The sequence below is a fragment of the Zoogloea sp. genome (assembly GCF_041914405.1).
Lineage (GTDB): Bacteria > Pseudomonadota > Gammaproteobacteria > Burkholderiales > Rhodocyclaceae > Zoogloea.
In genome coordinates this window covers 1-26,230 of sequence record NZ_JAYSDK010000028.1, presented here as the reverse complement: position 1 = coordinate 26,230, position 26,230 = coordinate 1, and the positions used below count along the sequence as shown (strand labels likewise).

The 26,230-nt window shown below is 65.6% G+C and carries 24 protein-coding genes; 10 read left to right on the top strand and 14 right to left on the bottom strand.

Annotated elements, in window-relative coordinates; all coding sequences use genetic code 11:
- Positions 1 to 32: 32 nt before the first annotated feature.
- The 7 genes from ACE3RX_RS16325 to ACE3RX_RS16295 all read right to left on the bottom strand — a co-directional run bounded on the left by ACE3RX_RS16325 (position 33) and on the right by ACE3RX_RS16295 (position 6,209).
- On the bottom strand, positions 33 to 713 hold the full coding sequence (locus ACE3RX_RS16325; RefSeq protein ID WP_374485979.1) for a CCXG family PEP-CTERM protein: 681 nt from the start codon (positions 711 to 713) through the stop codon (positions 33 to 35).
- Between the two features lie 296 nt (positions 714 to 1,009).
- Positions 1,010 to 2,758, bottom strand: a complete 1,749-nt coding sequence (gene arsA, locus ACE3RX_RS16320) for an arsenical pump-driving ATPase (RefSeq protein WP_374485977.1) — start codon at positions 2,756 to 2,758, stop codon at positions 1,010 to 1,012.
- Positions 2,759 to 2,774: 16 nt separating this feature from the next.
- On the bottom strand, positions 2,775 to 3,152 hold the full coding sequence (gene arsD, locus ACE3RX_RS16315; RefSeq protein ID WP_374485975.1) for an arsenite efflux transporter metallochaperone ArsD: 378 nt from the start codon (positions 3,150 to 3,152) through the stop codon (positions 2,775 to 2,777).
- A 19-nt stretch (positions 3,153 to 3,171) separates the two neighbouring features.
- Positions 3,172 to 4,239, bottom strand: a complete 1,068-nt coding sequence (gene arsB, locus ACE3RX_RS16310) for an ACR3 family arsenite efflux transporter (RefSeq protein WP_374485973.1) — start codon at positions 4,237 to 4,239, stop codon at positions 3,172 to 3,174.
- 3 nt (positions 4,240 to 4,242) lie between these two features.
- Positions 4,243 to 4,656 carry an arsenate reductase ArsC gene (locus ACE3RX_RS16305; RefSeq protein WP_374485971.1) on the bottom strand — a complete coding sequence of 138 codons (414 nt, stop codon included), beginning with the start codon at positions 4,654 to 4,656 and terminating at the stop codon, positions 4,243 to 4,245.
- A 2-nt stretch (positions 4,657 to 4,658) separates the two neighbouring features.
- Complete coding sequence (locus tag ACE3RX_RS16300; protein WP_374485969.1) at positions 4,659 to 5,072, bottom strand: ArsR/SmtB family transcription factor; 414 nt, start codon at positions 5,070 to 5,072, stop codon at positions 4,659 to 4,661.
- Positions 5,073 to 5,165: 93 nt separating this feature from the next.
- Complete coding sequence (locus tag ACE3RX_RS16295) at positions 5,166 to 6,209, bottom strand: EamA family transporter (RefSeq protein ID WP_374485967.1); 1,044 nt, start codon at positions 6,207 to 6,209, stop codon at positions 5,166 to 5,168.
- Positions 6,210 to 6,286: 77 nt separating this feature from the next.
- Here ACE3RX_RS16295 and ACE3RX_RS16290 point away from each other — a divergent pair, with 77 nt between their 5' ends.
- The gene (locus ACE3RX_RS16290) at positions 6,287 to 6,562 is read left to right on the top strand and encodes a chromate resistance protein ChrB domain-containing protein (RefSeq protein WP_374486068.1); all 276 of its coding nucleotides are present in this window, start codon (positions 6,287 to 6,289) and stop codon (positions 6,560 to 6,562) included.
- Between the two features lie 223 nt (positions 6,563 to 6,785).
- Positions 6,786 to 8,147 carry a chromate efflux transporter gene (gene chrA, locus ACE3RX_RS16285; RefSeq protein WP_374485965.1) on the top strand — a complete coding sequence of 454 codons (1,362 nt, stop codon included), beginning with the start codon at positions 6,786 to 6,788 and terminating at the stop codon, positions 8,145 to 8,147.
- 101 nt (positions 8,148 to 8,248) lie between these two features.
- On the opposite strand, the gene ACE3RX_RS16280 is transcribed toward chrA, so the two are convergent.
- Complete coding sequence (locus ACE3RX_RS16280) at positions 8,249 to 11,131, bottom strand: adenosylcobalamin-dependent ribonucleoside-diphosphate reductase (RefSeq protein WP_374485963.1); 2,883 nt, start codon at positions 11,129 to 11,131, stop codon at positions 8,249 to 8,251.
- Between the two features lie 355 nt (positions 11,132 to 11,486).
- The gene (locus tag ACE3RX_RS16275; protein ID WP_374485961.1) at positions 11,487 to 12,908 is read right to left on the bottom strand and encodes a PLP-dependent aminotransferase family protein; all 1,422 of its coding nucleotides are present in this window, start codon (positions 12,906 to 12,908) and stop codon (positions 11,487 to 11,489) included.
- Between the two features lie 151 nt (positions 12,909 to 13,059).
- Between ACE3RX_RS16275 and ACE3RX_RS16270 the strand changes: the two genes are divergently transcribed.
- The gene (locus ACE3RX_RS16270; RefSeq protein ID WP_374485959.1) at positions 13,060 to 13,359 is read left to right on the top strand and encodes a DUF2917 domain-containing protein; all 300 of its coding nucleotides are present in this window, start codon (positions 13,060 to 13,062) and stop codon (positions 13,357 to 13,359) included.
- Between the two features lie 80 nt (positions 13,360 to 13,439).
- On the opposite strand, the gene ACE3RX_RS16265 is transcribed toward ACE3RX_RS16270, so the two are convergent.
- The 3 genes from ACE3RX_RS16265 to ACE3RX_RS16255 are packed head-to-tail and all read right to left on the bottom strand — an operon-like array spanning position 13,440 to position 16,963.
- Positions 13,440 to 14,642, bottom strand: coding sequence for a 3-oxoadipyl-CoA thiolase (locus ACE3RX_RS16265; RefSeq protein ID WP_374485957.1), 1,203 nt, complete (start codon positions 14,640 to 14,642; stop codon positions 13,440 to 13,442).
- 31 nt (positions 14,643 to 14,673) lie between these two features.
- The gene (locus tag ACE3RX_RS16260) at positions 14,674 to 16,188 is read right to left on the bottom strand and encodes a 3-hydroxyacyl-CoA dehydrogenase (protein ID WP_374485955.1); all 1,515 of its coding nucleotides are present in this window, start codon (positions 16,186 to 16,188) and stop codon (positions 14,674 to 14,676) included.
- A 4-nt stretch (positions 16,189 to 16,192) separates the two neighbouring features.
- A complete protein-coding gene (locus ACE3RX_RS16255; RefSeq protein WP_374485953.1) occupies positions 16,193 to 16,963 on the bottom strand; it encodes an enoyl-CoA hydratase in 771 nt (256 codons plus the stop codon).
- 194 nt (positions 16,964 to 17,157) lie between these two features.
- On the opposite strand from ACE3RX_RS16255, the gene ACE3RX_RS16250 reads away from it, so the two are divergent.
- From ACE3RX_RS16250 to maiA, 6 genes are all read left to right on the top strand, one after another.
- Entirely contained in the window at positions 17,158 to 17,958 is an 801-nt protein-coding gene (locus ACE3RX_RS16250; protein WP_374485951.1) for an IclR family transcriptional regulator, read from the top strand.
- Positions 17,959 to 18,028: 70 nt separating this feature from the next.
- Positions 18,029 to 19,264, top strand: coding sequence for an MFS transporter (locus ACE3RX_RS16245; RefSeq protein WP_374485949.1), 1,236 nt, complete (start codon positions 18,029 to 18,031; stop codon positions 19,262 to 19,264).
- A 99-nt stretch (positions 19,265 to 19,363) separates the two neighbouring features.
- A complete protein-coding gene (gene hppD, locus ACE3RX_RS16240; RefSeq protein WP_374485947.1) occupies positions 19,364 to 20,440 on the top strand; it encodes a 4-hydroxyphenylpyruvate dioxygenase in 1,077 nt (358 codons plus the stop codon).
- Between the two features lie 5 nt (positions 20,441 to 20,445).
- A complete protein-coding gene (locus ACE3RX_RS16235; RefSeq protein WP_374485945.1) occupies positions 20,446 to 20,994 on the top strand; it encodes a VOC family protein in 549 nt (182 codons plus the stop codon).
- Between the two features lie 90 nt (positions 20,995 to 21,084).
- Positions 21,085 to 22,401: a fumarylacetoacetase gene (fahA, locus tag ACE3RX_RS16230; protein WP_374485943.1), complete on the top strand. Its 1,317-nt coding sequence runs from the start codon at positions 21,085 to 21,087 to the stop codon at positions 22,399 to 22,401.
- Positions 22,402 to 22,414: 13 nt separating this feature from the next.
- Entirely contained in the window at positions 22,415 to 23,053 is a 639-nt protein-coding gene (maiA, locus tag ACE3RX_RS16225) for a maleylacetoacetate isomerase (RefSeq protein ID WP_374485940.1), read from the top strand.
- 164 nt (positions 23,054 to 23,217) lie between these two features.
- Here maiA and ACE3RX_RS16220 read toward each other — a convergent pair whose 3' ends face one another.
- On the bottom strand, positions 23,218 to 23,904 hold the full coding sequence (locus ACE3RX_RS16220) for a nitroreductase (RefSeq protein ID WP_374485937.1): 687 nt from the start codon (positions 23,902 to 23,904) through the stop codon (positions 23,218 to 23,220).
- 154 nt (positions 23,905 to 24,058) lie between these two features.
- Positions 24,059 to 25,255 carry an acyl-CoA dehydrogenase gene (locus ACE3RX_RS16215; RefSeq protein WP_374485935.1) on the bottom strand — a complete coding sequence of 399 codons (1,197 nt, stop codon included), beginning with the start codon at positions 25,253 to 25,255 and terminating at the stop codon, positions 24,059 to 24,061.
- Positions 25,256 to 25,380: 125 nt separating this feature from the next.
- On the opposite strand from ACE3RX_RS16215, the gene ACE3RX_RS16210 reads away from it, so the two are divergent.
- Positions 25,381 to 26,230: LysR substrate-binding domain-containing protein (locus tag ACE3RX_RS16210; protein WP_374485933.1), on the top strand; the 850-nt coding region annotated here is incomplete at its 3' end.

The window sequence follows — 26,230 nt, the reverse complement described above, 5'->3', positions numbered from 1 at the left end:
CAAGACCTGGCGCTTGACGGGCGCAGCCAGTATCAGCCGGCGGTCCGCTGGCGACGGATGCGACGCTGCCAGCCGATCAGGGCCACGCCTGCGCTGAGGGCCAGCGGCAGGCTGGCCGGCTCCGGAACTGCGTGGGGATTGTGACCGTCGGTGCTGCTGAAGGACGTGTAAGCCGTGTCGCCAGGGGCGAGGAACTGGGCCTGCTGGCGGCCATCGCAGCAGTTCTCAAGGCCGTAGATCTGCAGCAGATGGTTGCCGGAGTCCAGATTGGTCAGGAATTCGAAGTCCTGGGTAGTGGAGGCATAGGAGCCGTCCCACCACATGTTGTTGGTCTTGAAGCCCATCAGATTGCCATCCAGGAAAACCGCACCGCCATTGCCGAAATCAGGCCCGATGCGGAAGTTCCAGGCACCCGCGCTGTTTGAGCCAAAACTCACGTTGTAGCGGAAGGCGATGTTGGTGGCCGAACCGAATACGCTCTGATTCGAGACACTGTCGAAAGAGACGAGGCTGGTGCTGCCATAGCCGGTGGTCGGCGCCACGGCGGTTAGTTGGTCGATCGCGGTGCGATAGGCGTCGGCGGTTGGCAGCGGGGCGCTGGACGAGAAGCGGGTGTCCATGGAGATCAGGCTGGCATTGGCCTGCTGGGTGGCCAGGGACAGGACAGCCAGGGTCAGGGCGGAGCAGAGTTTGGTGAAGGGCGAGAGGCGCATCGCAGCATACCGTTGGGATTCAGGATGGGATGCAGGTTATCCAACCGGCGCCTTTCAGACTGTGTTTCCTGTCACGGCGGGTCGGCCATAGTTTGATCCAGCGTGCATTTCGTCATGCTGGATGCGCGCGGAGGTGATGCCATATTCATCGATATGTACGTCAATGGTATCCAGGCGCACAGGCGATGTCCGTTCGCGCATGCAGGGGTGGCCGGGGAGGGGGGCGACGGCAACCGTTACGGTGACCGACTGAGTCCCGGCGCACTCGCGGACGTGCAAGGCATCACCAGACGCTGTCAGTGAACCAGCTGCTCCAGTCCCGCTTTACCCACCGGGGCTTCGGGCAGCCACGGAATCAGCGCACAGCGCGTGGCCAACTCGTCGGCCACACGCCGCACGAAGGGCACTTCACAGGTGCCGCGCTGGCATAGCAGCGGGTCGGCGGTGCCACTGGCCAGCAGGGACTGGTTGATGACCCAGGCGTAGGGCGTGATGCCGGCCCGGGCCAGATCGCCCTGCAGGCGCTCGGCCTCATGCACGGGCGTGGCTTCGGGCAGCGTCACGATCAACACATGGGTGTAGGCCGGGTCGCGCAGCCGCGGCAGCAGCTGGCGCACCGACTCCGGCATGTCGCCCTGGGTGCGCATGACTTCCCGGTGGTAGGCCTCGGCGGCATCGAGCAGCAGGATGGTGTGGCCGGTCGGTGCGGTGTCGAGCACCACGAAGCCGTCCTTGCCTTCATCCACGGTGCGGGCGAAGGCGCGGAAGACCGCAATCTCCTCGGTGCATGGCGAACGCAGGTCTTCCTCCAGCATCGCCAGGCCACCGGCGTCGAGACTCTTGCCAGCCTTGGAGAGGACTTCCGCGGTGTAGTCCGCCACTTCCCGGAGTGGGTCGATACGCGTGACGGACAGGCCGGGGATGGCCCCGTCCAGCGTCGCCGCCACGTGCGCCGCCGGGTCGGTGGTGGACAGCACGACCTTGCCGCCGCGCCGGGCGAGGGCCACGGCAATTGCCGCGGCGACCGAGGTCTTGCCGACGCCGCCCTTACCCATGGTCATCACCACGCCGTGGCCGGAACACGCCATCTCGTCCACCAGGCCGGCCAGGCCCGGCGGCAGCTTGGTGGCCGGCATGTCGCTCGATATGGCGGGGGCTGCGGTTTCCGGATGGGCCATCACCCTCAGCGCATCAAGGCCAACCGTGCCTTTCGGCAGGAAGGGAATGGTGCAGCCGGGCAGCCTGGAGAGTTCGGCCGGCATCTGGGTCAGGGCTTCGGCAGCCCGTCGCGACATGGCGGCGGCAATCGCATCGTCGGTTTGTGCCGCTGCGAAAAGCCCGTTGATGGCCAGCATCTGGTTGCGGATACCGAGTTCCGCCAGCTCTCCCCGCGTGCGCTCGGCCTCCCGCAGCGATGCGATTTCTGGCTGGCTGACCAGGATCACCGTGGTTTCCGCCGGGTTCGACAGGCGCGCCACCGTGGCCGCGTACAAGGCCTTCTGCTTCTCGAGGCCGGCCAGCGGGCCGAGGCAGGACGCACCACCGGTGGACGACGAGATGAACTCGTCCCACGCCGAAGGGAGCGTCAGCAGGCGCAAGGTGTGGCCGGTCGGCGCGGTGTCGAAGATGACGTGCTCGAAGTCGGCCGTTGCCGCCGGATCGCCGAGCAGCTTGGAGAACTCGTCGAAAGCGGCGATTTCCACCGTACACGCCCCCGAGAACTGCTCCTCCATGCTCTGGATGGCTGCCGCCGGCAGGATGCCGCGGTACGGGGCGACCATCCGTTCCCGGTAGGCATGGGCCGCCGCTTCCGGGTCGATGTTGAGGGCGCACAGGCCCGCCGCGTCGGGAACGGAAGTCGGTACCTGGCCCAGCGTGACGCCCAGCACCTCGTCCAGATTGGACGCAGGGTCGGTGCTCACGATCAGTACCCGCTTGCCGGCTTCGGCCAGCGCCAGGCCGGTGGCGCAGGACAGGGACGTCTTGCCGACGCCGCCCTTGCCGGTGAAGAACAGGTAACGCGTATCGGTGCGCGGGAGGGCCATGGTCCGTCTCCTAGGGTCAGCAGCAACCGGACTTCGGGTCGCAACAGCCACCGGCCGCGCTGATCTTGATGCGCGGCTTTTCTTCTGTCTTCAGTACGATGCCCAGCTTCTGCACCAGCTGCTGGCGCGACGGATACATGCCGGTGGAGACGATATGGCCATCCACCGTCACGACGGGCAGGCGGTCCATGCCGGCTTCCATTTCCTTGAGCACCGCCGGATTGGCGGCGAAAGCCTGGGGTTCCTGGCCGAGATTGTGGCGGGCGACCTCCACGCCATGCTCCTCCACCCACTTTAGGTCGGCGGCGAACTGGGCCAGCACCGGGTCCACATCCACGCCGCACACGCCGGTCGAACAGCACATGGCCGGATCGAACACTTCGAGTTTTTTCATGACGATCTCCTCGGAAAAATCAGCGGGCCTCGTACCAGCCCTTGGACGCATTGACGACCTTCACCACCAGCAGCATCACCGGCACCTCGATGAGGACGCCGACCACGGTGGCCAGCGCCGCGCCGGATTCGAAACCGAACAGGCTGATGGCCGCCGCGACGGCGAGTTCGAAGAAGTTGGATGCCCCGATCAGCGCCGACGGACAGGCCACATTGTGCTTCTCGCCGACGGCACGGTTGAGCCAATAGGCCAGGGCCGAGTTGAAGAACACTTGGATAAGAATCGGTACCGCAAGTAGCGCGATGACCAGCGGCTGCTCCAGGATGGCCTTGCCCTGGAAGGCGAACAGCAACACCAGCGTGGCGAGCAGCGCCGAGATGGACCACGGCCCGATCTTCGCCATCGCCGCATCGAAAGCGGCCTGCCCCTTGGCCAGCAAGGCCTTGCGCCACAGCTGGGCCAGCGCTACCGGTATCACGATATAGAGCACTACCGAAGTGAGCAGCGTTGCCCACGGCACCGTAATGGCCGAAATGCCGAGCAGCAGGCCGACCAGCGGGGCGAAGGCGAACACCATGATGGTGTCGTTCAGCGCGACCTGGGTCAGGGTGAACAACGGGTCGCCGTCCGACAGTTTGCTCCACACGAAGACCATCGCGGTGCAAGGTGCCGCGGCCAGCAGGATGAGGCCGGCCACGTAGCTGTCGAGCTGGTCCGCCGGCAGCATCGGCGCAAACAGGTTGCGCACGAACAGCCAGCCCAGCAGCGCCATCGAGAAAGGCTTGACCAGCCAGTTCACGAACAGCGTCACGCCGATGCCGCGCACGTGCTGCTTCACCTCGTGCGCGGCGCCGAAATCCACCTTAACCAGCATCGGGATGATCATCACCCAGATCAGCAAGCCCACCGGCAGATTCACCTGGGCAATCTCCAGGCGACCGATGGCCTGGAAAACTCCAGGTGCGAGCTGGCCCAGCGTAATGCCGGCGACGATGCACAGGAAGACCCACAGCGTCAGGTAACGCTCGAAGAAGCCCATTGGCGCGCCAGCGGCGACCTTGGCGGTCATTTCACATTGAGCCGACATCGCTTACAGCTCCAGGGCGGTACGAACCACCGGCACCAGGGTTTCGCGAATCTCATCGCGGACGCGCAGGAAGCTCTCAAGCGGCTCGCCATGCGGGTCGTGGAAGGGCACGTGCATGCGCGGCACCGGGCGCGGGAAGATCGGGCAGCTCTCCTTGGCGTTGTCACAGACGGTGACCACCAGGTCGATGGGCTCATCCATCACCGCGTCGATGGTTTTGGGCAAGAGGCCATCCGTGGGCAGGCCGGCATCCTTCAGCGCGGCGATGGCGCCATCGGCTACCTTGGGTTGCGGCAGCGTACCAGCCGACAGGGCGCGGACCTGACCAGCCAGTTCGTGATTGAGGATGGCCTCGGCCATCTGGGAGCGGCAGGAGTTACCGGTGCATAGCACCAGCACGGTCTTGAGTTGGGACATGGTCATTGTTTCGGCTGGTCGGCTTGTTCATCGGGCTTGCAACACGCTGCGGCTGAATCGGCTGAAACGCCGCTAGCAGGATTTCTGCGCTTGGCGGTGGTGTCGCAGGCGGCGGCCTTGGGCAGACAGGCCTCGCCCTGGCAGCAGTTGCGGGTCAGAAAGGCTATGAGCTCGTCCATCGTCTCGAATGCTGCCGAGTACCGGATGAAACGGCTCTCCTTCTGCCCCCGGATAAGGCCCACGCGGCTTAGGTGGGCCAGGTGAAAGGACAGGGTCGGCGCTGGGAGCCCCAGCATCTCCCCGATCGCGCTGGCAAAAGCCCCCTCCGGCCCCGCCTCCACCAGCAGACGGAAGATGCTCAAGCGGGACTCGTGGCCAAGGGCGGCGAGCAGTTCGGCAGCGTTAAGTGTTTCCATGTTTCTATTATTATGGAAATATCGAATGGATTGTGTGAATGTTTTATTGCGTGCAACTTGCATGCATCTACAGCGGGCTAAGGTGAATTCACCCTAGTGGCCGTGATGCTGATGATGAGCGTCCGGGAAATGGGCGTGGGTATGCACCATTGGTTCATGCCGATGCCAGTGCGTGTGCTTGGTGCCCGGAGGAACCAGTGCGTCATGCAGGTGCTGATGGTGCTCGTCATGGATATGTTCGTGGCTGTGTTCCATCGCTTCATGGGCGTGGGCGTGCTCATGCCGTTCCGTCAGGTGGAGCCAGATTCCCAGCGCCATCAGCGCGCCGGCGAGCAGAAGGGGGAGGGTGACCGGTTCTCCGGCAGTGATGGCCAGGATGGCGCCGAAAAACGGGGCAACGGAGAAATAGGCCCCGGCCCGCGCGGTGCCCAGATGGCGCATGCCGATGACGAAGAGAACGAGGCTGATACCGTAGGCCAACAAGCCCACAACCAAGGCCGCCAGCACGGGCCCCGGGCCAGGAATTTCCGCACCGAGCAGCAGCCCCAGGGCCAGGTTGACACTGCCTGCGACTGAGCCCTTGAGCGCGGCTATCCAGGTCGCGTCGGCCAGTGCCACCTTGCGCGTCAGATTGTTGTCGATGGCCCAGCACAGGCATGCACCGAGAATGGACAGCGCTGGCCACGCTCCCGCAAATCGCGCTTCACCCGGCCAGCTCAGGATGACGGCACCACCGGCGATGGCGAGCATACCGAGCACGATGCGCCGGTCGAAATTCTCCTTGAAGACCATCCAGGCCAGCAGCGCGGTCAGTACGCCTTCGGCATTGAGCAGGAGCGCGGCCCCCGATGCCGGCATGCCGGTCAGCCCATACATCAGCAGGACCGGTCCGATGACCCCTCCGCTCAGGATGGCGGCGGCAAACCAGCCCATCTCCTTGCGCTGGAGCACCACAGGCTGGGCATGGGTTGCCAGGCGATACAGGCCCAGCCCCATCCCGGAGCCGAGGTACAGCAACCCGGCAAGCATCCAGGGGCTGGCAGTCTGGAGCAGCCACTTGGAAATGGGGGGGCTGGCGCCAAACAGCATTGCCGCGACGAGTGCAGCAACAACGCCCGGAGCAAAGTGAGGACGCATGAACGTGGAGACGGAAGCGATGGGGGAATTTTGGCATGCTCCCAGTCCGTGAAGGCTATGTGTAAGTAGGGAACAAAATTTGTAGAAATATCTACGGCTATATAGAGTGCCCTTCCGCAAGCTGCGCAATACCTTCGCCAACCTGGCGCCGGACGACTCCCCATCCCGTCGGGCATCCAGTCGCCCGCCTGCGAAGTGGGGGCTACCAAGACCGTCGGTGGGCAAGGCGCCAGTGTCCCTGGAACGACAGGCTGGCCTGCGCGTGGCTGATCCGCCGCTATATCGACCAGCGGACCGCCATCCTGTGGCTGCAGTCACCTAATAGACTACCCCCGCTGATGCGTTGGGCTTAGATTTCGACGGCGCCACCTTCACTTATATTGGTGCTCGGGTGAGCTTCTAGGTGCTGCTCGCCAGCTTCGGACTCGAAGGCCCGGCATTTCTACGCCTCGGCGCGCGGGGTCACTTTCTTGATGCCGGTGGTGTCCAGCAGCCCGAGACCGCTGGTATCGAGAGCGTCCTGGCCGCCCCCTTCTTCGATGGACTCATAGCCTCCTTTGAGAAAGGCTCGAAACCATGAATACGACCCTGTCGGCAAAATCCGAAGCACAGAAGGATCCCCCTGCCCAGGTCAGCTTCTGGCAGGCCTTCCTGTTCTGGCTCAAGCTCGGCTTCATCAGCTTTGGCGGCCCGGCCGGGCAGATCGCCATCATGCACCAGGAGTTGGTGGAGCGCCGGCGCTGGATTTCCGATCGGCGCTTCCTGCATGCGCTCAATTACTGCATGGTGCTCCCCGGCCCGGAAGCCCAGCAGCTGGCCACCTACATCGGCTGGCTGATGCACCGCAGCTGGGGCGGCATCGTCGCTGGCGCGCTCTTCGTGCTGCCGTCGCTGTTCATCCTGATCGGTCTGTCGTGGGTCTATATCGCCTTTGGTGAGATGCCGCTGGTGGCCGGCCTGTTCTACGGCATCAAGCCGGCGGTGACCGCCATCGTCATGCAGGCGGCTCACCGCATCGGCTCCCGCGCCCTCAAGAACAATGCGCTGTGGGCTGTTGCCGCAGCTTCCTTCGTCGCCATCTTCGCGCTCGATGTTCCTTTCCCGGCCATTGTGGCCGTGGCGGGCGTCATCGGCTACTTCGGCGGCCGCGTTGCGCCGGACAAGTTCAAGGCCGGTGGTGGGCACGGCAAGGCCGACAAATCCTTCGGCCGGGCTTTGATCGACGACGACACGCCGACCCCTGAGCACGCCCTGTTTGCGTGGCACAAGATGGCCAGGGCCGCGTTTGTGGGTGGCCTGCTGTGGCTGCTGCCGATGGGATTGCTGACGGCCGGCTACGGCTGGGGCCATACCCTCACGCAGATGGGCTGGTTCTTCACCAAGGCGGCCCTGCTGACCTTTGGCGGCGCCTATGCCGTGCTGCCCTATGTGTACCAGGGGGCCGTCGGGCACTACGGCTGGCTGACGCCGACCCAGATGATCGACGGCCTTGCCCTCGGCGAGACGACGCCGGGGCCGCTCATCATGGTGGTCACCTTCGTCGGCTTCGTCGGCGGCTATGTGAAGGCGGTGTTCGGTCCGGACCACCTGTTCCTCGCTGGCGCAATGGCTGCCACGCTGGTTACCTGGTTCACCTTCCTGCCGTCCTTCGTTTTCATTCTGATGGGTGGGCCTTTCATCGAGACGACCCACAACGATCTGAAATTCACCGCACCGCTCACCGCCATCACCGCCGCGGTGGTTGGAGTCATCCTTAACCTGGCTTTGTTCTTCGGCTATCACGTGCTGTGGCCCAAGGGCTTTGCGGGGGGCTTCGAATGGCTGTCGGCGTTCATCGCCCTAGGGGCGGCCGTCGCGCTGTTCCGCTTCAAGGCCAACGTGATTCACGTCATCCTCGGCTGCGCAGCTATCGGCCTCGGGCTGAAAACCTTGCTGTGATAACAAAAAAGCGGAACTTCCTGAACCAGGAAGTTCCGCTGGATATCGCTCTTCAGACCCTGAGCCGCGCTTGCTAGCGACTCAGGGGGTATCGCACATTCTTAGCCGCAGGTACCCACGGCGCCGCAGGCGGTGCAGAAATCGCAGCCGTCCTTGCGGATCACCGAGTGGTTGCCGCATTCGTTGCACAGGGCACCTTGCATCAGCTTGGGCTCGTTGTCGTCGCGGGGCGACTCGAGGATGCCCATTTCGCGGGTCGGGTAGCCGGATTCGTCGAGCACGCCCAGCATCGCGTAGCGGTGGATGATCAGCGCAGCCAGGTAGGCCACAGTGGACGGCCAGTTCTGCTGGCGACGGGTGCCGGGCACGAAGGCCATGAAGTCGCCCAGGGGTTCCGGGTAGTCGATCAGCTTGCGCAGCTTCATGCCGATCCAGGCCGGATCCATCACGCGCATGTCGAGGGACAGGATGCGGGACAGGCCGTCCAGGGCGCGCGGGTAGTTGCCCGAAAGCCACATGGAGTAGGGGCGGGTGACGCCGTCCGGCAGGGTGATTTCCTTCAGGCCGAGCACGAAGTCTTCGCCGGTGGCCGGGTTCTGGATGTCGACGGTCCAGGACAGGGTGCCGTCGGTGCCGGTCTTGGGCTCCTGCAGGCTGAACACGCTGTCGAGCACCGGGGTCGGCAGGTCGCCGTCGAGGGCTTCCAGCTTTTCGCAGCGGTAGCGCACCACCTGGGCGAAGGCGGACACGACGCCCGGCATCAGCTTCTGTTCGCCATGGGGCGGGAAGCGCATTTCGAAGGACTTCTCACCGACGGTCTTGGCCAGGGCTTCGAGCTTGAGCTTGAGCCAGCCGCGGTCGTTGGCGCGCATGTCCATCGACAGGGTCTTGGCGACGGCGCCCAGGCCACGGGGCTGGTCGGCGCCGTTGACCCACACTTCGAACGGGAAGGCGCCCTTGGCGGGGCTGTCCTCGGCCGGGTCCATGTGGCCGACGAACAGGGCGAAGTTGCCCTGCGGCGTGTTGAGCATGTAGGTCCAGGCGGAGTTGCCGTCCGGCAGGTCCGGGCGGCCCGGCCAGCGCAGGGAAGACAGCACCGGTGCCGGCAGGTTCTTGATGGACAGGCGGCGGTTGGTGTCGTCGGAGATTTCCAGGTCGTGGGGCTGCTTCTGCTCGGCGCTCGGCGTCACGGACAGCACGGAACCCAGCACGCTGTTGGGCCGGTAGGTGGCCAGGCCCTTCAGGCCGGACTTCCAGGCTTCCAGGTAGAGGTTCTCGAAGTCGGCGTAGGGGTAGTCCTCGGGGACGTTCACCGTCTTGGAGATGGAGGTGTCGATGTACGGGGCGACGGCCGCGACCATGTCCTTGTGGGCCTTGGCGGAGATTTCCAGCGCGGTCACGAAGTACTCGGGCAGCTTGGAGACGTCACCGCCCAGATGCTTGTACAGGCGCCATGCGTAGTCCTCGACCGCGTATTCCTTGAAGGTGCCGTCGGCCATCCGCTTCTTGCGGGTGTAGGTGTAGGAGAACGGCGGCTCGATGCCGTTGGAGGCGTTGTCGGCGAAAGCCAGGCTGATCGTGCCGGTGGGGGCGATGGACAGCAGGTGGGAGTTGCGCAGGCCGTGCTTGCGGATCTTGTCCTTCACCTCGTTGGGCAGGCGGGACGCGAAGTTGCCGCCGGACAGGTAGAGGTCGGCGTTGAACAGCGGGAAGGCGCCGCGTTCCTTGGCCAGCTCGACGGAGGCCAGGTAGGCCTGGTCGCGCATGAACTCGGAGATCTTGGTGGCCATCGCGCGGGCGGCGTCGGTGTCGTAGCGCAGGCGCAGCATGGCCAGCGCGTTGCCGAGGCCGGTGAAGCCGAGGCCGACGCGGCGCTTGGACTGGGCTTCGGCGTGCTGTTGCTCCAGCGGCCAGTGGGTCGCCTCGAGCACGTTGTCGAGCATGCGGATGGAGGTTTCGACAGTCTTGGCGAAGCCGGCGAAGTCGAAGCTGGCCTTCTCGCTGAAGGCGTCCTTCACGTACAGGGTCAGGTTGATCGAGCCCAGGCAGCAGCAGCCGTAGGACGGCAGCGGCTGTTCGGCACAGGGATTGGTGGCCTCGATGGTCTCGCAGTAGTAAAGGTTGTTGTCCTTGTTCATGCGATCGAGGAACAGGATGCCCGGCTCCGCGTGATCGTAGGTGGAGCGCATGACCTGGTCCCAAAGGTCACGGGCGCGCACCTTGCGGTACACCCACAGGCCATCTTCCCGCTTGTAGCCGCCGGCGGCCTTGATTTCGTTGGACGGCTCGGCCTTGTGGGCCAGCTCCACGTCGCCATCGCTTTCCACGGCCTGCATGAACAGATCGGTGACGGCGATAGAGACGTTGAAGTTGGTCAGGTCGCCGTGGTCCTTGGCGTGGATGAATTCCTCGATGTCCGGGTGGTCGCAGCGCAGCACGCCCATCTGGGCACCACGGCGGGAGCCGGCGGATTCGACGGTCTCGCAGGAGCGGTCGAAGACGCGCATGTAGGAGACGGGGCCGGAGGCGTTGGACTGGGTACCGCGCACCATCGCGCCCTTCGGACGGATGGAGGAGAAGTCGTAGCCGACGCCGCCGCCACGACGCATGGTCTCGGCGGATTGGGCGAGGGCGGTATAGATGCCGCAACGGCCATCCACGGATTCGGTGATCGAGTCACCGACGGGCTGCACGAAACAGTTGATCAGGGTTGCGGCGAGATTGGTGCCGGCGGCAGAGTTGATGCGGCCGGCAGGCACGAAGCCCCGTTCCTGCGCTTCGAGGAAGTTGGCTTCCCAATGGGCACGCTTTTCTTCGGCCTCGATGGAGGCTAGCGCACGGGCAACACGAGCGCGCACGTCGCCAATGCTCTGCTCGTTACCTTTGGCGTATTTCTCGAGCAGCACTTCGCCGGAGATATCCTGCGATTCGAGCGTGGCGGCAGATGCGGGCTGGGCTTTGGCGTTTTTTGTCGTGGCGGTCATGGCTCTTGGATGGCTTATTGGTAGTGATCTGAAGCGGCGCATAGCTTACTCCAAGGCGGAAAATCGTCAAAATATTTTAGTTGTTTAAAAACATACACTTATAAAAGTCAACGGTGCGATAAAAAGAAATTTTCTACTACATTTAGTAGTGTTTTTCGAACGGAAAATCAAGGAAAAGCCCCCAGAGCCTTGATTTGGCGGGAGAAGTTTGGGAAGCGCCATTAATAGCCATGTCAAAAATATGGTTTTTGAGGCACAAAAAAATACTGCCGCTTCCGCACGGATACCTTCAGCCATAGCCCCGGTTGCGGGATGCAGCGGATGCCATGGCGTGGCAGGAAAAATCAGAGCCTTCCTAGACGGAAGCGATCAGCTTTCCCAGGCGTTTCACCGCATCCTCGATTTCCGGGGTGTGAGGGTTGCCGCAGTTGAGGCGCAGGCAGTTCCGGTACATGCCGCTGGCTGAGAACAACTCCCCGGGGACGAAAGCCACGCCCTCGGCCAGAGCCTTGCCATGGAGGGCGGTCGCGTCCACATCCTCCGGCAGTTCCACCCAGAGGACGAAGCCGCCCTGGGGCTGGGTTAGCCGGGTGCTGGCCGGGAAATGGCGGGTCACCGCCGCCCGAATGGCCTCTACCTGCTGTTCGTAGCTGCGGCGCAAGGTCCGCAGATGGCGGTCATATCCGCCGGACTCCAGATATTCGCCCAGAACGTGCTGGGTAATGGGGTTGGTGGCGCCGCTGGAGAAGGTCTTCTGGAGAGCCAACTGGGACCGGTAGCGCCCAGCTGCCACGAAGCCGATGCGCAGGGCGGGCGTCAGGCTCTTGGAGAAGGAGGAGCACAGCATGACGTTGCCGGTCTGGTCGAAGGCCTTGATGGGCCAAGGCCGTTGTGCGTCAAAACAAAGGTCGCCGTAGATGTCGTCCTCGATCACCGCGACGCCCCGTTCCGCCGCCAGGCGCGCCAGGCGGCGCTTGTTGTCGTCCGGCATGATGCAGCCCAGGGGATTGCTGGCGTTAGGGACCAGGAGGCAGGCGGCGACCTTGCCCTGCCGCGTGGCCAGGTCGAAGGCCTCGATGGAAAGGCCGGTTCGCGGGTCGGTGGGGATTTCCAGCGCCTTCAGGCCCAGGCTCTCGAGGAGCTGCAGCATGAGGTAGTAGGCCGGGGATTCGACGGCCACCGTATCCCCGGGCTGGGTTGCTACCCGCAGGCAGAGTCCCAGGGCCTCGGTGCAAGAATTGGTGACTACGATTTCGGCGGCGTCCAGGGGGCCGCCCCAGGCCAGGGAGCGCCGCACCAACTGGCGCACCAGCACAGGGGCGTCCATGAAGGCGTGGCTGCTGCCGGCCAGGAGCTCCGGATGGCGGCGAGCGACGCCACTGTAGAGCCGGTGCAGGGCAGCAATGGGCAGCAGCGACGGTGCTGGCAGGGCCGCCGCCAGAGGTGTCACTCCAGGTTGCATGCTGGCCTGGAGCACCTGCCCCAGGCGCTGGGTGACGTCGACCGCCACCGCGGAATCCGGGGTGCTGCGAGTGCTGGGTTCGGGGCGGGGCAGGCCCCGATGGCGGACGAAGAAGCCAGACTGTGGGCGGGCTTCCACCAGACCCCGATCCTCCAGCCGCCGTAGCGCTTGGACCACCGTGGAGACGGACAGGCGCCGCTCTTCGGAGAGGCGCCGCACCGACGGCAGACGGTCTCCCGGGCGCAGGGTCCCGGCGGAAATAAGGCCTGCCAGTTCCTCGGCCAGCTGTTCGTAACGCAACACTTCTTTGCTCATGGAATAGCCAGCAGCACAGTTGACAGGTTTTGATGCCAGTACAGTTGCCAATACGGGCATCTGTGTTGGTGTCAATTTAACCGTTTTGTGACTGTATCGCTATGACGCGTGTGCCTAGACTTTCCTGAAATAAAGTCAGGGAAAGTGAGCCATGCGTCTGAACCTAGAAAATACCGAACTGCTGCTCCAGGAAAACCAGCCCCTGAGGCTGATCAACGGCAAGGGGGCCGTGGTCCGATGCCTGACTGGCACCATCTGGCTGACGGTAGCTGGAGACGCTACGGATTGCGTCCTGGAGCCCGGTGAGGAGCGCCGGCTGGAAAACGATGGTTTGGCGCTTATCGAGCCCATGGGCAAGCAGGCGACCATACGCCTTCAGTTGGTGGGGTTCAGCCTGGCTGGCTTGATCGACCGTTTTGTCAGGCGGTCGGCTTGGCCCGCCTTCCCTTGAATAACTGGGTCAATGCGGCAGGCCGATGCAAGCACGCTCACCGAACAGTCGTCAGCAGTTCCCCGCGCCGGCACGGCGTGTCAGACCCGCTCCAGCACCACTGCGATGCCTTGCCCGACGCCGATGCACAGGCTGACCACCGCGTAGCGCCCGCCGCGCCGATGCAGTTCCCGCGCGGCGCTGTAGGCGAGGCGCGCACCGGAGGCGCCCAGGGGATGTCCGATGGCGATGGCGCCGCCGTTGGGATTGACCCGTGGATCAATGGCGGATAGACCGAGCAGCTTGAGGCAAGCCAGCACCTGGGTGGCGAAGGCCTCGTTGATCTCGATGAGATCCACGTCGGCGAGGCTCAGGCCGGCTCGCTCTAGCGCCTTCGGAATCGCCTGGGCAGGGCCGATGCCCATGATGCGCGGCTCCACGCCGCTGACCGCGCCGGCCAGGATGCGCGCCAGCGGGCGGGTGCCGGCCTTGTCGCCGATGGCCGCGTTGCCGATCAGCAGCGCCGCAGCGCCATCGTTGATGCCCGACGCGTTGCCGGCCGTCACCACGCCACCGGCAAACAGGGGCTTGAGGCCGGACAGGCTGTCGTAGGTGCTCTCGGGACGCGGATGCTCGTCCTCGAAGACCATTGCCGGCGGCGACTTGCGGCCGGTCGGCACCGCGATCGGCAGGATCTCACCTTCGTAGAAGCCGTCCGCCTTGGCGGCGGCGTAGCGGGCCTGGGAGGCGGCGGCGAAGCGGTCGGAGTCCTCGCGGCCGATGCCGAACTCCGTCGCCAGGTTGTCGGCCGTTTCAGGCATCGAGTCGTTGCCGTAGGCTTCAATCAGCTTCGGGTTGGGGAAGCGCGCGCCGATGGTCGTGTCGAAGATCTTGAAGTCGCGGCCGAAGGCGGACTCCGACTTGGCGACCACGAAGGGCGCGCGGGTCATGCTCTCCACGCCACCGGCCACGTAGAGCTGACCTTCGCCGCAGCTGACGGCGCGGGCGGTATCGAGGACTGCGGCAAGGCCGCTGCCGCACAAGCGATTGACCGCCTGGCCGGGCACGCTGGGCGGTAGGCCGGCGAGCAGGGCGGCGTGGCGACCCACGTTGCGGCTGTCTTCGCCGGACTGGCAGGTGCAGCCGAGGACCACGTCCTCGATGTCCTCGGGGTTGAAGCTGCTGCGGGCCAGCAGTTCGCGGATCACCACGGCGGCGAGGTCGTCGGGGCGCACGGTAGCGAGCTTGCCGGCGTGGCGGGTGATCGGGGAGCGCAGGCCGGCGTAGATATAGGCGTCGAGCATGGGTGTCGTCCTCAATAAGAAATGAGCGGTTTCAGGCTTCGGGCGTCAGCAGTGAGACGCCGAGGCGGGCGCGGCGGAGCAGCCACGGGCTGGGGCGATAGCGGGGGTCTTGGTAGAAGTCGTGCAGGCCGTTGAGGATGCGCAGTACGGTGGCGGCGCCGAGGCTGTCGCCGAGGGCCAGCGGGCCTTTGGGGTAGCCGAGGCCCAGGGTCACCGCGTCGTCGATGTCGGCCGGCGCGGCGATGCGCTGCTGGGCGATGTCGCAGCCGATGTTGACGATCATCGCCAGCACTCGCTGGACGACGAAGCCGGCGCTGTCGTGGATTACCGTCAGTGGTAGGCCGGCGCCGCCGAGGGCGCCCCACACCGCGTCGCGGCTGGCTGGTTCGGTGATCGGCGTGGTCATCAGCGTGAGCTGGCGGTCGAGCAGGATCGGATCGAGGGCGACGCTGTGGCGGGGATCGAGCTGCTCGTCGAGTACGGCTGTGGTCGCATCGCAGCCCACCGGCAGCACGATGCAGGCCGAATCGGAGGCGGGCTGTTCGCCGGCGTCGATGACGCCGCCGCCCGCGCGCAGCAGCGCCACGACCTGTTCGCGCAGCAGCGGGTTGCGGGCGCTGACCCAGATCGGCGTGGCGCCGCCAGTCGGTGCGGCGGGGAGGGGCGGGACGACGGCCTTGCCGTCCTCGTAGACGTAAAAGCCGCGGCCGCTCTTGCGCCCGAGCAGGCCGGCGGCGAGGCGCTGGCGCGTGATCGGCGACGGGCGGTAGCGCGGCTCCTGGAAATACTGGTCATAGATGGACTCCATCACCGGCTGGGAGACGTCCAGCCCGATCATGTCGAACAGCTCGAAAGGGCCCATGCGGAAGCCCGCGGCGCGCAGGATGCGGTCGATGGCGGCCGGCTCGGCGATGCCCTCGCCGAGGATGCGCAGGGCTTCGGTGCCGTAGGCACGGCCGGCGTGATTGACCACGAAGCCCGGCGTGTCGCGGGTGCGGATCGGGCGGTGGCCGACGCGCTGGGCGAGGGCGATGAGGGTGTCGCCGACCCAGGTCTCGCCGAGTTCCGAATCGATCACCTCGACGACTTTCATAAGTGGCACTGGGCTGAAGAAATGGAAGCCGCCGACCCGCCCAGGCAGGCGGCAGGCACTGGCGATGGCCGTTACCGACAGGGATGAGGTGTTGGTGGCGAGCAGGCAGTCGTCGCCGACGACGTCTTCGAGCTCGCGAAACAGCGCGCGCTTGGCGTCGAGCTTCTCGACGATGGCTTCGACGACGACCCGGCAGTCGGCCAGCCCGTTAAGGGCGTCGGCCACGTGCAGGCGACCGAGGGCGGCATCCAGCGCAGCGGCGTCGAGCTTGCCCTTGTCGGCCAGCTTGCCGAGGGTCGCGGCGACGGCCTCGCGGGCTTCAAGGGCAGCGCCGGCGCGGTTGTCGAAGAGGCGCACGACGATGCCGGCCTGGGCGGCGATCTGCGCGATGCCGCGGCCCATCAGGCCGGTGCCGACGATGCCCATCACGAGCGTTTCGGTGGTGGTGTTCATGCCTTCATTCCCCCGTGAATTCCGGTTCGCGCTTGTCGAGGAAAGCGTGCATGCCTTCCTTCTGGTCGCGGCTGGCGAAGAGCAGCTGAAAGGCCTTGCGTTCGAGCATCAGGCCGGTGCCGAGGGCGGCATCGGCGCCGGCCAGCAGCACTTCCTTGATTTGCGTGACGGCTAGCGGCGGGCGGCGGGCAATCAGCACGGCCAGTTCCAGCGCACGGGCCTGCACGTCGGCATCCGCAACCACCTCGCTGACCAGGCCCATCGCGTCGGCCTCGCGGGCGGACACCGGCAGACCGGTCAGCGCCATCTTCATGGCCTTGAACTTGCCCACCGCGCGGGTCAGGCGCTGGGTGCCGCCGGCGCCGGGCATCACGCCGACCTTCACTTCCGGCTGGCAGAAGGACGCGCTTTCGCCGGCAATAATCAGATCAGCGTGCATCGCCAGCTCGCAGCCGCCACCCCAGGCGAGTCCGTTGACTGCGGCGATCAGCGGCTTCGGGCAGTCGGCGATGGCCTGCCACAGCAGGTGGTTGTTGCGCAGCAGGATCTCGATGGCGCCCCGGTCGGCCAGGTCGCGCAGGTCGGCGCCGGCGGCGAAGACGCTGTCGCCGCCAGTGAGGACGATGGCGCGGATGTCCGGATCGGCGCCGAGGGCGGCGAAGTGTTCGGCCAGACCGCTGCGCACGGCCTGGTTGAGGGCATTGCGGGCTTCCGGGCGGTTCATGCGGATCACGGCCACATGGGGCGCCGGGCGTTCGACGACAACTTCGTTCATGCCTATCCCCGATTCTTGTTTGTTCCGCTGTGCGGAACTGTGTAATTAAAAATGGAACATGAGCAAACCTTAGCGAGTTTCTGGGGGGCTGTAAACGGGATTTGTTCTGCTGTGCGGATCAGTGTTCCGAAAAATTGACGGGATTGTTCCGCTGTGCGAACCTCGGCTTCATTCTTGTAGGCCGGCAGAAGGCGATGGACGACACCCAGAAGTTCGATGACGACGAAGAGAGCAAGGACCGCCAGTTCGTCAATGCGCTGGCGCGGGGGCTGGAATTGCTGCGTTGCTTCCGGCCCGGCGAGCCCTACCTGACCAATGCGGAGCTGGCCCGGCGGGCGGGGATTCCGAAGGCCACCGTGTCGCGCCTGACGCACACGCTGACCAAGCTCGGCTACCTGGCCTATTCGGAGCGCCGCGGCACCTACCAGCTGGCTTCCGGTGTGCTGGCCCTGGGCTATGCGCTCCTGTCCAACATGGACGTGCGCCAGATCGCCCGGCCGGCAATGGAAGAACTGGCCGAGTATTCCCAGGCCTCGGTGTCCATCGGTGCGCGGGACCGCCTCAACATGGTGTACATCGAGACCTGCCGCAGCACTGCCAATGTCACGCTGCGCCTCGATGTGGGTTCGCGCATCCCGCTGGCCACCACCGCGATGGGGCGCGCGCTGCTGAGTGGCCTGCCCCAGTCCGAGCGGGATTACCTGATGGACCACATCCGCCAGAAGGACGAGGAGAACTGGCCGCGCATCAAGGCCGGCATCGAGGAGGCCTTCCGCTCGTACGAGGAGCGGGGTTTCTGCGTGTCGGCCGGCGAATGGCAGAAGGACGTGCACGCGGTGGGCGTGCCGCTGCTCGGCGTGGAAGGGGAGCGCGCAATGGCCTTCAACTGCGGTGGCCCGGCCTTCCTGCTGCCGCGAGAGCGGCTGGAGGCGGACATCGGCCCGCGCCTGGTGGCGCTGGCCAACAAGGTGAAAGCCGACCTGGGGCGGGCTTGAGCATGGCGTTGCAGAACTCGAGGCGGTGGTGCTGCGCCAGCCCGCGTGTCGCCCGGACTGGAGCGGGACCATGACGGCCGAAGCTGCGTGCGCCATGCCGGCGCCGTCCCGGTCCTTCCTTGTCGGGCGCGTCTTCCTGCCCTTCGCGCTGGGCTATTTCCTGTCCTACATGATGCGCACCGTCAACGCGGTGATCTCGCCGGACCTGACGCGGGAGCTGGGCCTCAGCGCGGCGGACCTGGGCCTGCTGACCAGTACCTACTTCCTGGCCTTCGGGCTGGCCCAGATCCCGGTGGGCATCGCCCTCGACCGCTACGGTCCGCGCCGCGTCGAGGCGGGCTTGCTGCTGCTCACCGCGCTGGGGGCGGCGGTGTTCGCCACGGGGCAGGATCTCCCGACGCTGGCCAGCGGGCGCGGGCTGATCGGCCTTGGTGTGTCGGCCTGCCTGATGGGCGGGCTGAAAGCCTTCACCCAGTGGTTTCCGCGGGAGCGGCTGGCCTCGATGACCGGCTTCATCATGTCGAGCGGGGCCCTCGGCGCGGTAACGGTGTCGGTGCCGCTGCACGCGGTACTGCCTTACATCGGTTGGCGTGGCGCGTTCTGGGCGGTGGCGGCGCTGGCCGCCGTGGGGGCTGCGGTGATCTTCTTCCGCGTGCCGGAGCAGCCGGCCCATGCGAGCGGCGGCCTGCAGCTGGCCTTGAAAGGGGTGATCCGCGTGCTGAAAACGCCGGCCTTCTGGCGCTATGCAGGGCAGTCGGCCTTCTTTACCGGCGGCTTCATGGCGCTGCAGGGCCTGTGGGCGGTGCCTTACCTGATGCACGCCAACGGCTACACGCGTGCCTACGCGGCCGACCACCTGTTCTGGCTCAACATCGGCATGCTGGTCGGACAGCTCTCCATCGGCGCGTTGATGGCCTGGCTGGCACGCCGGGGCGTGACGCCGCTGCGCCTGATGCAGGTCGGGCTTTTCCTGACGATGGTGGTGGAAGCGCTGATCATCGTGCGCATCGGGCCGACGCTGGTCTTGTGGGCGACGCTCGGCGTCGTGGCGGCGACCAGCGCGCAGATGTACGGCGTGGTGGCCGGGCTGTTCCCGCTGCAACTGTCCGGGCGGGCGACGGCGAGCATCAACCTGCTGGCCTTCGCCGGGGCTTTCGCGGTGCAGTGGGGGCTGGGCGGCCTGTTCGACAGTCTGCGTGCTGGCGGCTTCGAGGCGGCGCTGGCGATGCAGCTCGCCTTTGGGCTGCTGCTCGTTGCCCAGGTGCTGAGCTTCATTCCCTTGCTGGGTGCCCGTCAGGGGCATTGAGAAAACCGGGGAGCTTCTGCCGAGGGCTGCTGTCTAGAGCGTGAAGGGCAGGCCGGCGCGATCATGTTCAGCCTGCCCAAAACCGGGGAGGAGGCGCTCATGCCGGATCTGTTCGACAACCCGATGGGCCTGATGGGCTTCGAGTTCGTGGAGTTCGCCTCGCCCACGCCCCAGGTGCTGGAGCCCCTGTTCGAGAAAATGGGCTTCTCCCTCGTCGCGCAGCATCGCTCGAAGGACGTGGTGCTGTACCGTCAGGGCGACATCAATTTCATCGTCAATCGGGAGCCCGGCAGTATCGCCAGCTACTTCGCCGCCGAGCACGGGCCGTCGGCCTGCGGGCTCGCTTTCCGCGTGCGGGATTCCCACCGGGCCTACCGGCGGGCTCTGGAGTTGGGCGCCCAGCCGATCGACATTCCCACCGGGCCGATGGAGCTGCGCCTGCCGGCCATCAAGGGCATCGGCGGTGCGCCGCTCTACCTGATCGACCGCTTTGACGACGGCAAGTCCATTTACGACATCGATTTCGAGTTCCTGCCCGGCGTCGAGCGCCACCCCAAGGGCCACGGCTTCACGCACATCGATCACCTGACCCATAACGTCTATCGGGGTCGCATGGCGTTCTGGGCTGGCTTCTACCAGAAGCTCTTCAACTTCCGCGAGATCCGCTACTTCGACATCAAGGGGGAATATACCGGCCTCACGTCCCGCGCCATGACGGCGCCGGATGGCCTGATCCGCATTCCCCTCAACGAGGAGGCGGGCAAGGGCGCCGGGCAGATCGAGGAATTCCTGATGAAATTCAACGGCGAGGGCATCCAGCACGTGGCGCTCCTCACCGACGACCTCATCGCCAGCGTCGATGCGCTGCAGCTGGCCGGCATTCCGCTGATGAGCGCGCCCAACGACATCTATTACGCGATGCTGGAGGAGCGGTTGCCTGGCCACGGCGAGCCCGTGCCGGAACTCCAGGCGCGGGGCATCCTGCTCGACGGCTCCACTGCCGGCGGTGAGCCGCGCCTGCTGCTGCAGATCTTTTCCGAAACCCTGCTGGGGCCGGTGTTCTTCGAGTTCATCCAGCGCAACCACGACGAAGGCTTCGGCGAAGGCAACTTCAAGGCTTTGTTCGAATCCCTGGAGCGCGACCAGCTTCGGCGTGGCGCACTGACTGCGGAGTAGATGAAATGCTGATCAAGCGGATTCACCATGCGGCCTACCGCTGCATCGACGCCAAGCAGACGGTGGAGTGGTACGGAAAGCACCTGGGCATGAAGTTCGTGCTGGCCATCGCCGAGAACGAAGTGCCGTCCACCAAGCAGCCCGACCCCTACATGCACGTCTTCCTGGACGCGGGGCAGGGCAACGTTCTGGCCTTTTTTGAGCTGCCGACCCAGCCGCCGATGGGGCGTGACCCCAACACCCCGGCCTGGGTCCAGCATCTGGCCCTGGAGGTGGATTCGGTGGACACCCTGCTGGCCGCCAAGGCCAGGCTGGAGTCCGAGGGGATCGCTGTGCTGGGCCCCATTGATCACACCCTTTTCAAGTCGATCTACTTCTTCGACCCCAACGGCCATCGGCTGGAGCTGGCAGCCAATACCGCGACGCCCGAGATGTTGCAGAAGCTGGACGACGTGAAGCAGGCCATGCTGGACGAGTGGGCAGTAACGAAGCGGGCGCCCTGTCATGCGGCGTGGCTGCACGCGGGCAGCGGGGCCAGCGCGACCGAGCCCTGAATTCGGCACATCCTGCCGAGTGTCGCGGGGAAGCAGTAAGGCCGCGCGTAACGCGGAATCCGTTGTTGATCGCCACCGGGAATCCAGACGATGACCTTGCTGAACGAAACCCATGATCCGGCGCTGCAGAGCTGGGTGACGTCGGCCAATGCTGCCGTTGGCGATTTCCCCATCCAGAACCTGCCTTTTGCTGTGTATCGGCGGTCCGGGTCGGCCGAGGCGTGGCGCATCGGCGTTGCCATCGGCGACGGCATTCTCGATCTGGCTGCTGCAGACGCTCGCGGCGTTTTCGACGGCGAGGCAGCGGAAGCGGCCAAGGCCTGTACTGGAGCCAGCCTCAACCCCTTGATGGCCCTGGATGCGGCCAAGTGGTCCGCGCTGCGCCTGGCGCTGTCCCGCCTTCTACGCGCCGGCGCGAAGGCTGAACCGGCGCTCCGGGACTGCTTGATGGCGCAGGCCGAGGCCGCATACAACTTGCCGGCGAGCATCGGCGACTACACCGATTTCTACACGTCGATCCACCACGCGACCCGCGTCGGGCGGCTGTTCCGCCCCGACAACCCGCTCTTGCCCAACTACAAGTGGGTGCCCATCGGCTACCACGGGCGCAGTTCATCCATCGGCGTGTCCGGGCAGGCTTTTGCCCGCCCTCGGGGCCAGACGCTCCCAGCTGGGGTGACCAGCCCGATCTTCGGGCCGAGCCAGCGTCTGGACTACGAGCTGGAGCTGGGGATCTTCATCGGCTGCGGCAACGAGATCGGACACCCCATCCCCATCGACGAGGCCGACGAGCACGTATTCGGCCTGTGCCTGCTCAACGACTGGTCGGCGCGCGACCTGCAAGCCTGGGAATACCAGCCGCTGGGGCCGTTTCTGTCGAAGAGTTTCGCGACGACGATCTCGCCGTGGATCGTCACCCTGGAAGCGCTGGCGCCGTACCGCGTGCCCTGGCAGCGGCCGGACGACGATCCGCAGCCGTTGCCCTACCTGACGTCGCCGGCAAACCGCGCAAGCGGCGCCTTCGATATCCAGCTCCAGGTGCTGATCGAGACAGCCCGCATGCGCGAGGCGGGGGAGCCGCCCGCAGCCTTGTCGCGGACCAGCTTCAGGCATGCCTACTGGACGATTGCGCAGATGGTTGCCCACCATACGGTCAATGGCTGCAACCTGCGGCCGGGCGACCTGCTGGGCAGCGGAACCCAGTCCGGGCCGGCTCCAGAGGAATCCGGTTCGCTGCTTGAGCTGACCGGCGGCGGCAAGCAGGCGCTCATGCTGCCCGATGGCGAATCGCGGACTTTCCTCGAGGACGGCGACGCGGTGTTGATGCGCGCCTGGTGCGAGAAGCCGGGCGCTGCGCGGATCGGTTTTGGAGAGGTCGTGGGTCGGGTGCTGCCGGCCACGGCCTGAGGAGGAGGGTGTCATGCGACAGCTCTACAGCTATTTCCGTAGCTCCGCGTCCTACCGGGTGCGGATCGCCCTCAATCTCAAAAGGCTGGATTACGACATCGTACCGGTGCATCTGGCCAAGGGCGCGCAGCGCAGCGAGGGCTACTTGGCGACGAATCCGGCGGGGCTGGTGCCGGCGCTGGTCGAGGACGGCCATGTGCTGACGCAATCCCTGGCGATCATCGAGTATCTGGATGAGCTACACCCGGAGCCGCCGCTGCTGCCGGGGAGCGCGGCCGACCGCGCACGCATCCGCGCCATCGCGCAGACCATCGCCTGCGAGATCCACCCGCTCAACAATCTCGGTGTCCTCGGCTACCTCAGGGATGCCCTCGACGTGGACGAGACGGCCAGGCGCGCCTGGTACCGCCACTGGGTCGAGAAGGGGCTCGCTACCGTGGAAAGCCTGCTCGCTGATCCGCAGACCGGTGCTTTCTGCCACGGCGATGCGCCGACCATGGCCGACTGCTGCCTGGTGCCGCAGGTCTTCAATGCGCAACGCTTCACGTGCCAACTGGACCACGTGCCGACGGTGATGCGGATCTTCGACCGGTGTATGGCCCTAGAAGCGTTCCGGCGTGCCGCGCCAGCTGTTCAGCCGGACGCGGAGTGAAAAAAAGGCCGGTGAGCTGTCTAGGGCTCACCGGCCGAGGTTCCGTCGACCTTCAACGACGACGGGGGAGGGAGAAAATCAAGGCTGGAGGCGAGTACAGCTGTGGGGGCGAAGTCATTCGCCCCCACGGTTCGAGCGCTGCAGCCCTTGCACGGCGCATGTCTTCAGCTATGGAAGCGTACGAACTCCTCCAGCGGCGCCCGTTCGCTTTCCAGCCCGTTCTCGGGTGCTTCGGGATCGGCGTACCCCAGCGCGACGCCGCAGACCAGTTGCTCGTTCTCGTCGAACTCCAGCAGGCGGGCGATGATGCGGTGGTAGTCGATCCACGCCGCCTGGGCGCAGGTGGCGAGGCCGCGGGCAGTGGCGGCTAGGAGGATGTTCTGCAGCAGCATGCCGCAGTCGATCCAGCTGCCCTGGGCGAGGCGGCGGTCGATGGTCAGGATCAGGCCGACCGGTGCGTCGAAGAACGTGAAGTTGCGGCGCGTCTGGGCGTGCATGCGGGCCTTGTCGCCGCGGGGAATGTCCAGCAGGCGGTACAGGTCGCCGCCGAGCTTGCGGCGGCGGCTCTGGTGGGGTTCGGAGAACTGGGTCGGGTAGTAGTGGTACTCGGCCTGGTGGCTGGGGTCGGCGGCGTCGAAGGCAGCGCACACTTCATCCACCAGCTGCTGGCGCAGGCCGCCGGTGACGACGTGGAGGCGCCAGGGCTGGATGTTGTTGCCAGACGGTGCGCGGGCGGCGACCTTGAGGATGGCCTCGATGGTCTCCCGCGCCACCGGCGTGGGCAGGAAGGCGCGGATCGACTTGCGGGCTTCAACGATGCTGTCGAAGTCGGCGGTAGGGTTTGTCGTCATCGGTTCGATTCCTTGCTGGGAAAAGAAAAGGTGGTCGCTGGTTTGGACCGCGGGGGCGAATGAATTCGCCCCCACAGGAGAGGCCGTCATCAGAAGCAGGAGGCTGGTACCGCGGGAGTTGCGTGAATCCACTCTAGCGGGGCCAGCCTGTCGTTCAGTTGGCGAAGGCGGCGATGCCGGTGATGGCTCGGCCGAGGATCAGCGCGTGGATGTCGTGGGTGCCTTCGTAGGTATTCACCACTTCCAGGTTCACCAGGTGGCGGGCCACGCCGAACTCGTCGGAGATGCCGTTGCCGCCCATCATGTCGCGCGCCAGGCGGGCGATGTCCAGCGACTTGCCGCAGTTGTTGCGCTTGATCAGGGAGGTGATTTCCACCACGTTCTGGTGCTCGTCCTTCATGCGGCCCACGCGCAGGGCGGCTTGCAGGCCCAGGGTGATTTCGGTCTGCATGTCGGCCAGCTTCTTCTGGATCAGCTGGTTGGCGGCCAGGGGGCGGCCGAACTGCTTGCGGTCCAGCGTGTACTGGCGCGCGGTGTGCCAGCAGAATTCAGCGGCACCCATGGCGCCCCAGGCGATGCCAAAGCGGGCACTGTTCAGGCAGGTGAAGGGGCCCTTGAGGCCTTGCACTTCGGGGAAGGCGTTTTCTTCTGGACAGAACACGTCGTCCATCACGATCTCGCCGGTGATGGAGGCGCGCAGGCCCACCTTGCCGTGGATGGCGGGGGCGCTCAATCCCTTCATGCCCTTTTCCAGCACGAAGCCGCGGATGGCGCCCACGGCGCCGCCTTCGGACACTTCCTTGGCCCAGACCACGAACACGTCGGCCACGGGGCTGTTGGTGATCCACATCTTGCTGCCCTTGAGCTTGTAGCCGCCGTCCACCTTGTAGGCGCGGGTGGCCATGGAAGCGGGGTCGGAGCCGTGGTCGGGTTCGGTCAAGCCGAAGCAGCCGATGAACTCACCCGAGGCCAGCTTGGGCAGGTACTTCTGCTTTTGGGCTTCTGTACCGAATTCGTTGATCGGCACCATCACCAGCGACGACTGCACCGAAGCCATGGAGCGGTAGCCCGAGTCCACGCGCTCGATTTCGCGCGCCACCAAGCCGTAGCTCACGTAGTTGAGGCCAGCGCCGCCATATTGCGTGGGAATGGTGGGACCCAACAGGCCCAGCTCGCCCATCTCGCGGAAGATGCTGACATCGGTTTTCTCGTGACGGAACATGTCCTGCACGCGCGGCATCAGCTTGTCCTGGCAGTACTGACGGGCCGCATCGCGGATCATGCGTTCGTCTTCGGTCAGTTGCTGGTCGAGCAGAAACGGGTCGTCCCATTGGAATGCGGTGCGGGCCATGGTAGGTCTCCTAAAAAGCGGTGCAGGTTGCGAATGGATGCATCGTAGGCGGGCGCGCACCGGGAAGCAAACAATTGTTTTGCACCCAGATATGCGTTTCACGCATTTTTAAGCACAATCACCCCATGCGTCGCAAGATTCCCTCCACCCAGGCCCTGCAGTGCTTTGAGTCTGCGGCGCGTCATCAGAGTTACACCCGCGCGGCCCAGGAGCTGGCGCTCACCCAGAGCGCGGTCTCGCGGCAGATTGCGCAGTTGGAGTCATTCCTGAATGTGCAGTTGTTCCAGCGCACGCGGCACGGTGTGCTGCTCACCCCCAGCGGCGCAGACTACGCCCAGCAGGTGGCCCGCCGGTTGGACGCGCTGGAGCGCGACACACTGGATGCGATGGCACGCTTTGGCCAAAGCCGAGCGGTGCACCTGTCTGCCGTGCCGACCTTTGCCACCCGCTGGCTCATGCCTCGCCTGCCCGCGCTGGCGCGGCAACACCCTGAAATCGTGGTGCACCTCGAAACCAGCACGCGCGCCTTCCTGTTTGCCGATTCGGAGCGGGACGCTGCCCTCTACGCCGGCACACCCGAACAAGTGGCCAACTGGGCCGGCACCCACGCCACGGAGCTGCTGCCCGAAGTGGTGGTACCGGTCTGTGGCCCGGCCTTGCTATCGGGGCGCCGGAAGTTGCACCCTGCGGACGTGGCCCAGCTGCCCCTGCTGCAACAAAGCACCCGCCCCGATGCCTGGCGCCAGTGGTTCGAAGCCAATGGCGTGGACGCCCCGCTGGCCCTGGCAGGCCCGCGCCACGAGCTGTTTTCGCTCACCGCAGCTGCGGCGGCACACGGCCTGGGCGTGGCGCTGGTGCCGCGCTTGTTGGTAGAGGACGAGCTGGCGCGCGGCGAGCTGGTGGTGGCCTGCGACCGCCCATTTGCCAGCGGCCGGCGCTATTGGTTTGTGACCGCCGAACTGGCCGAGGAGCCGA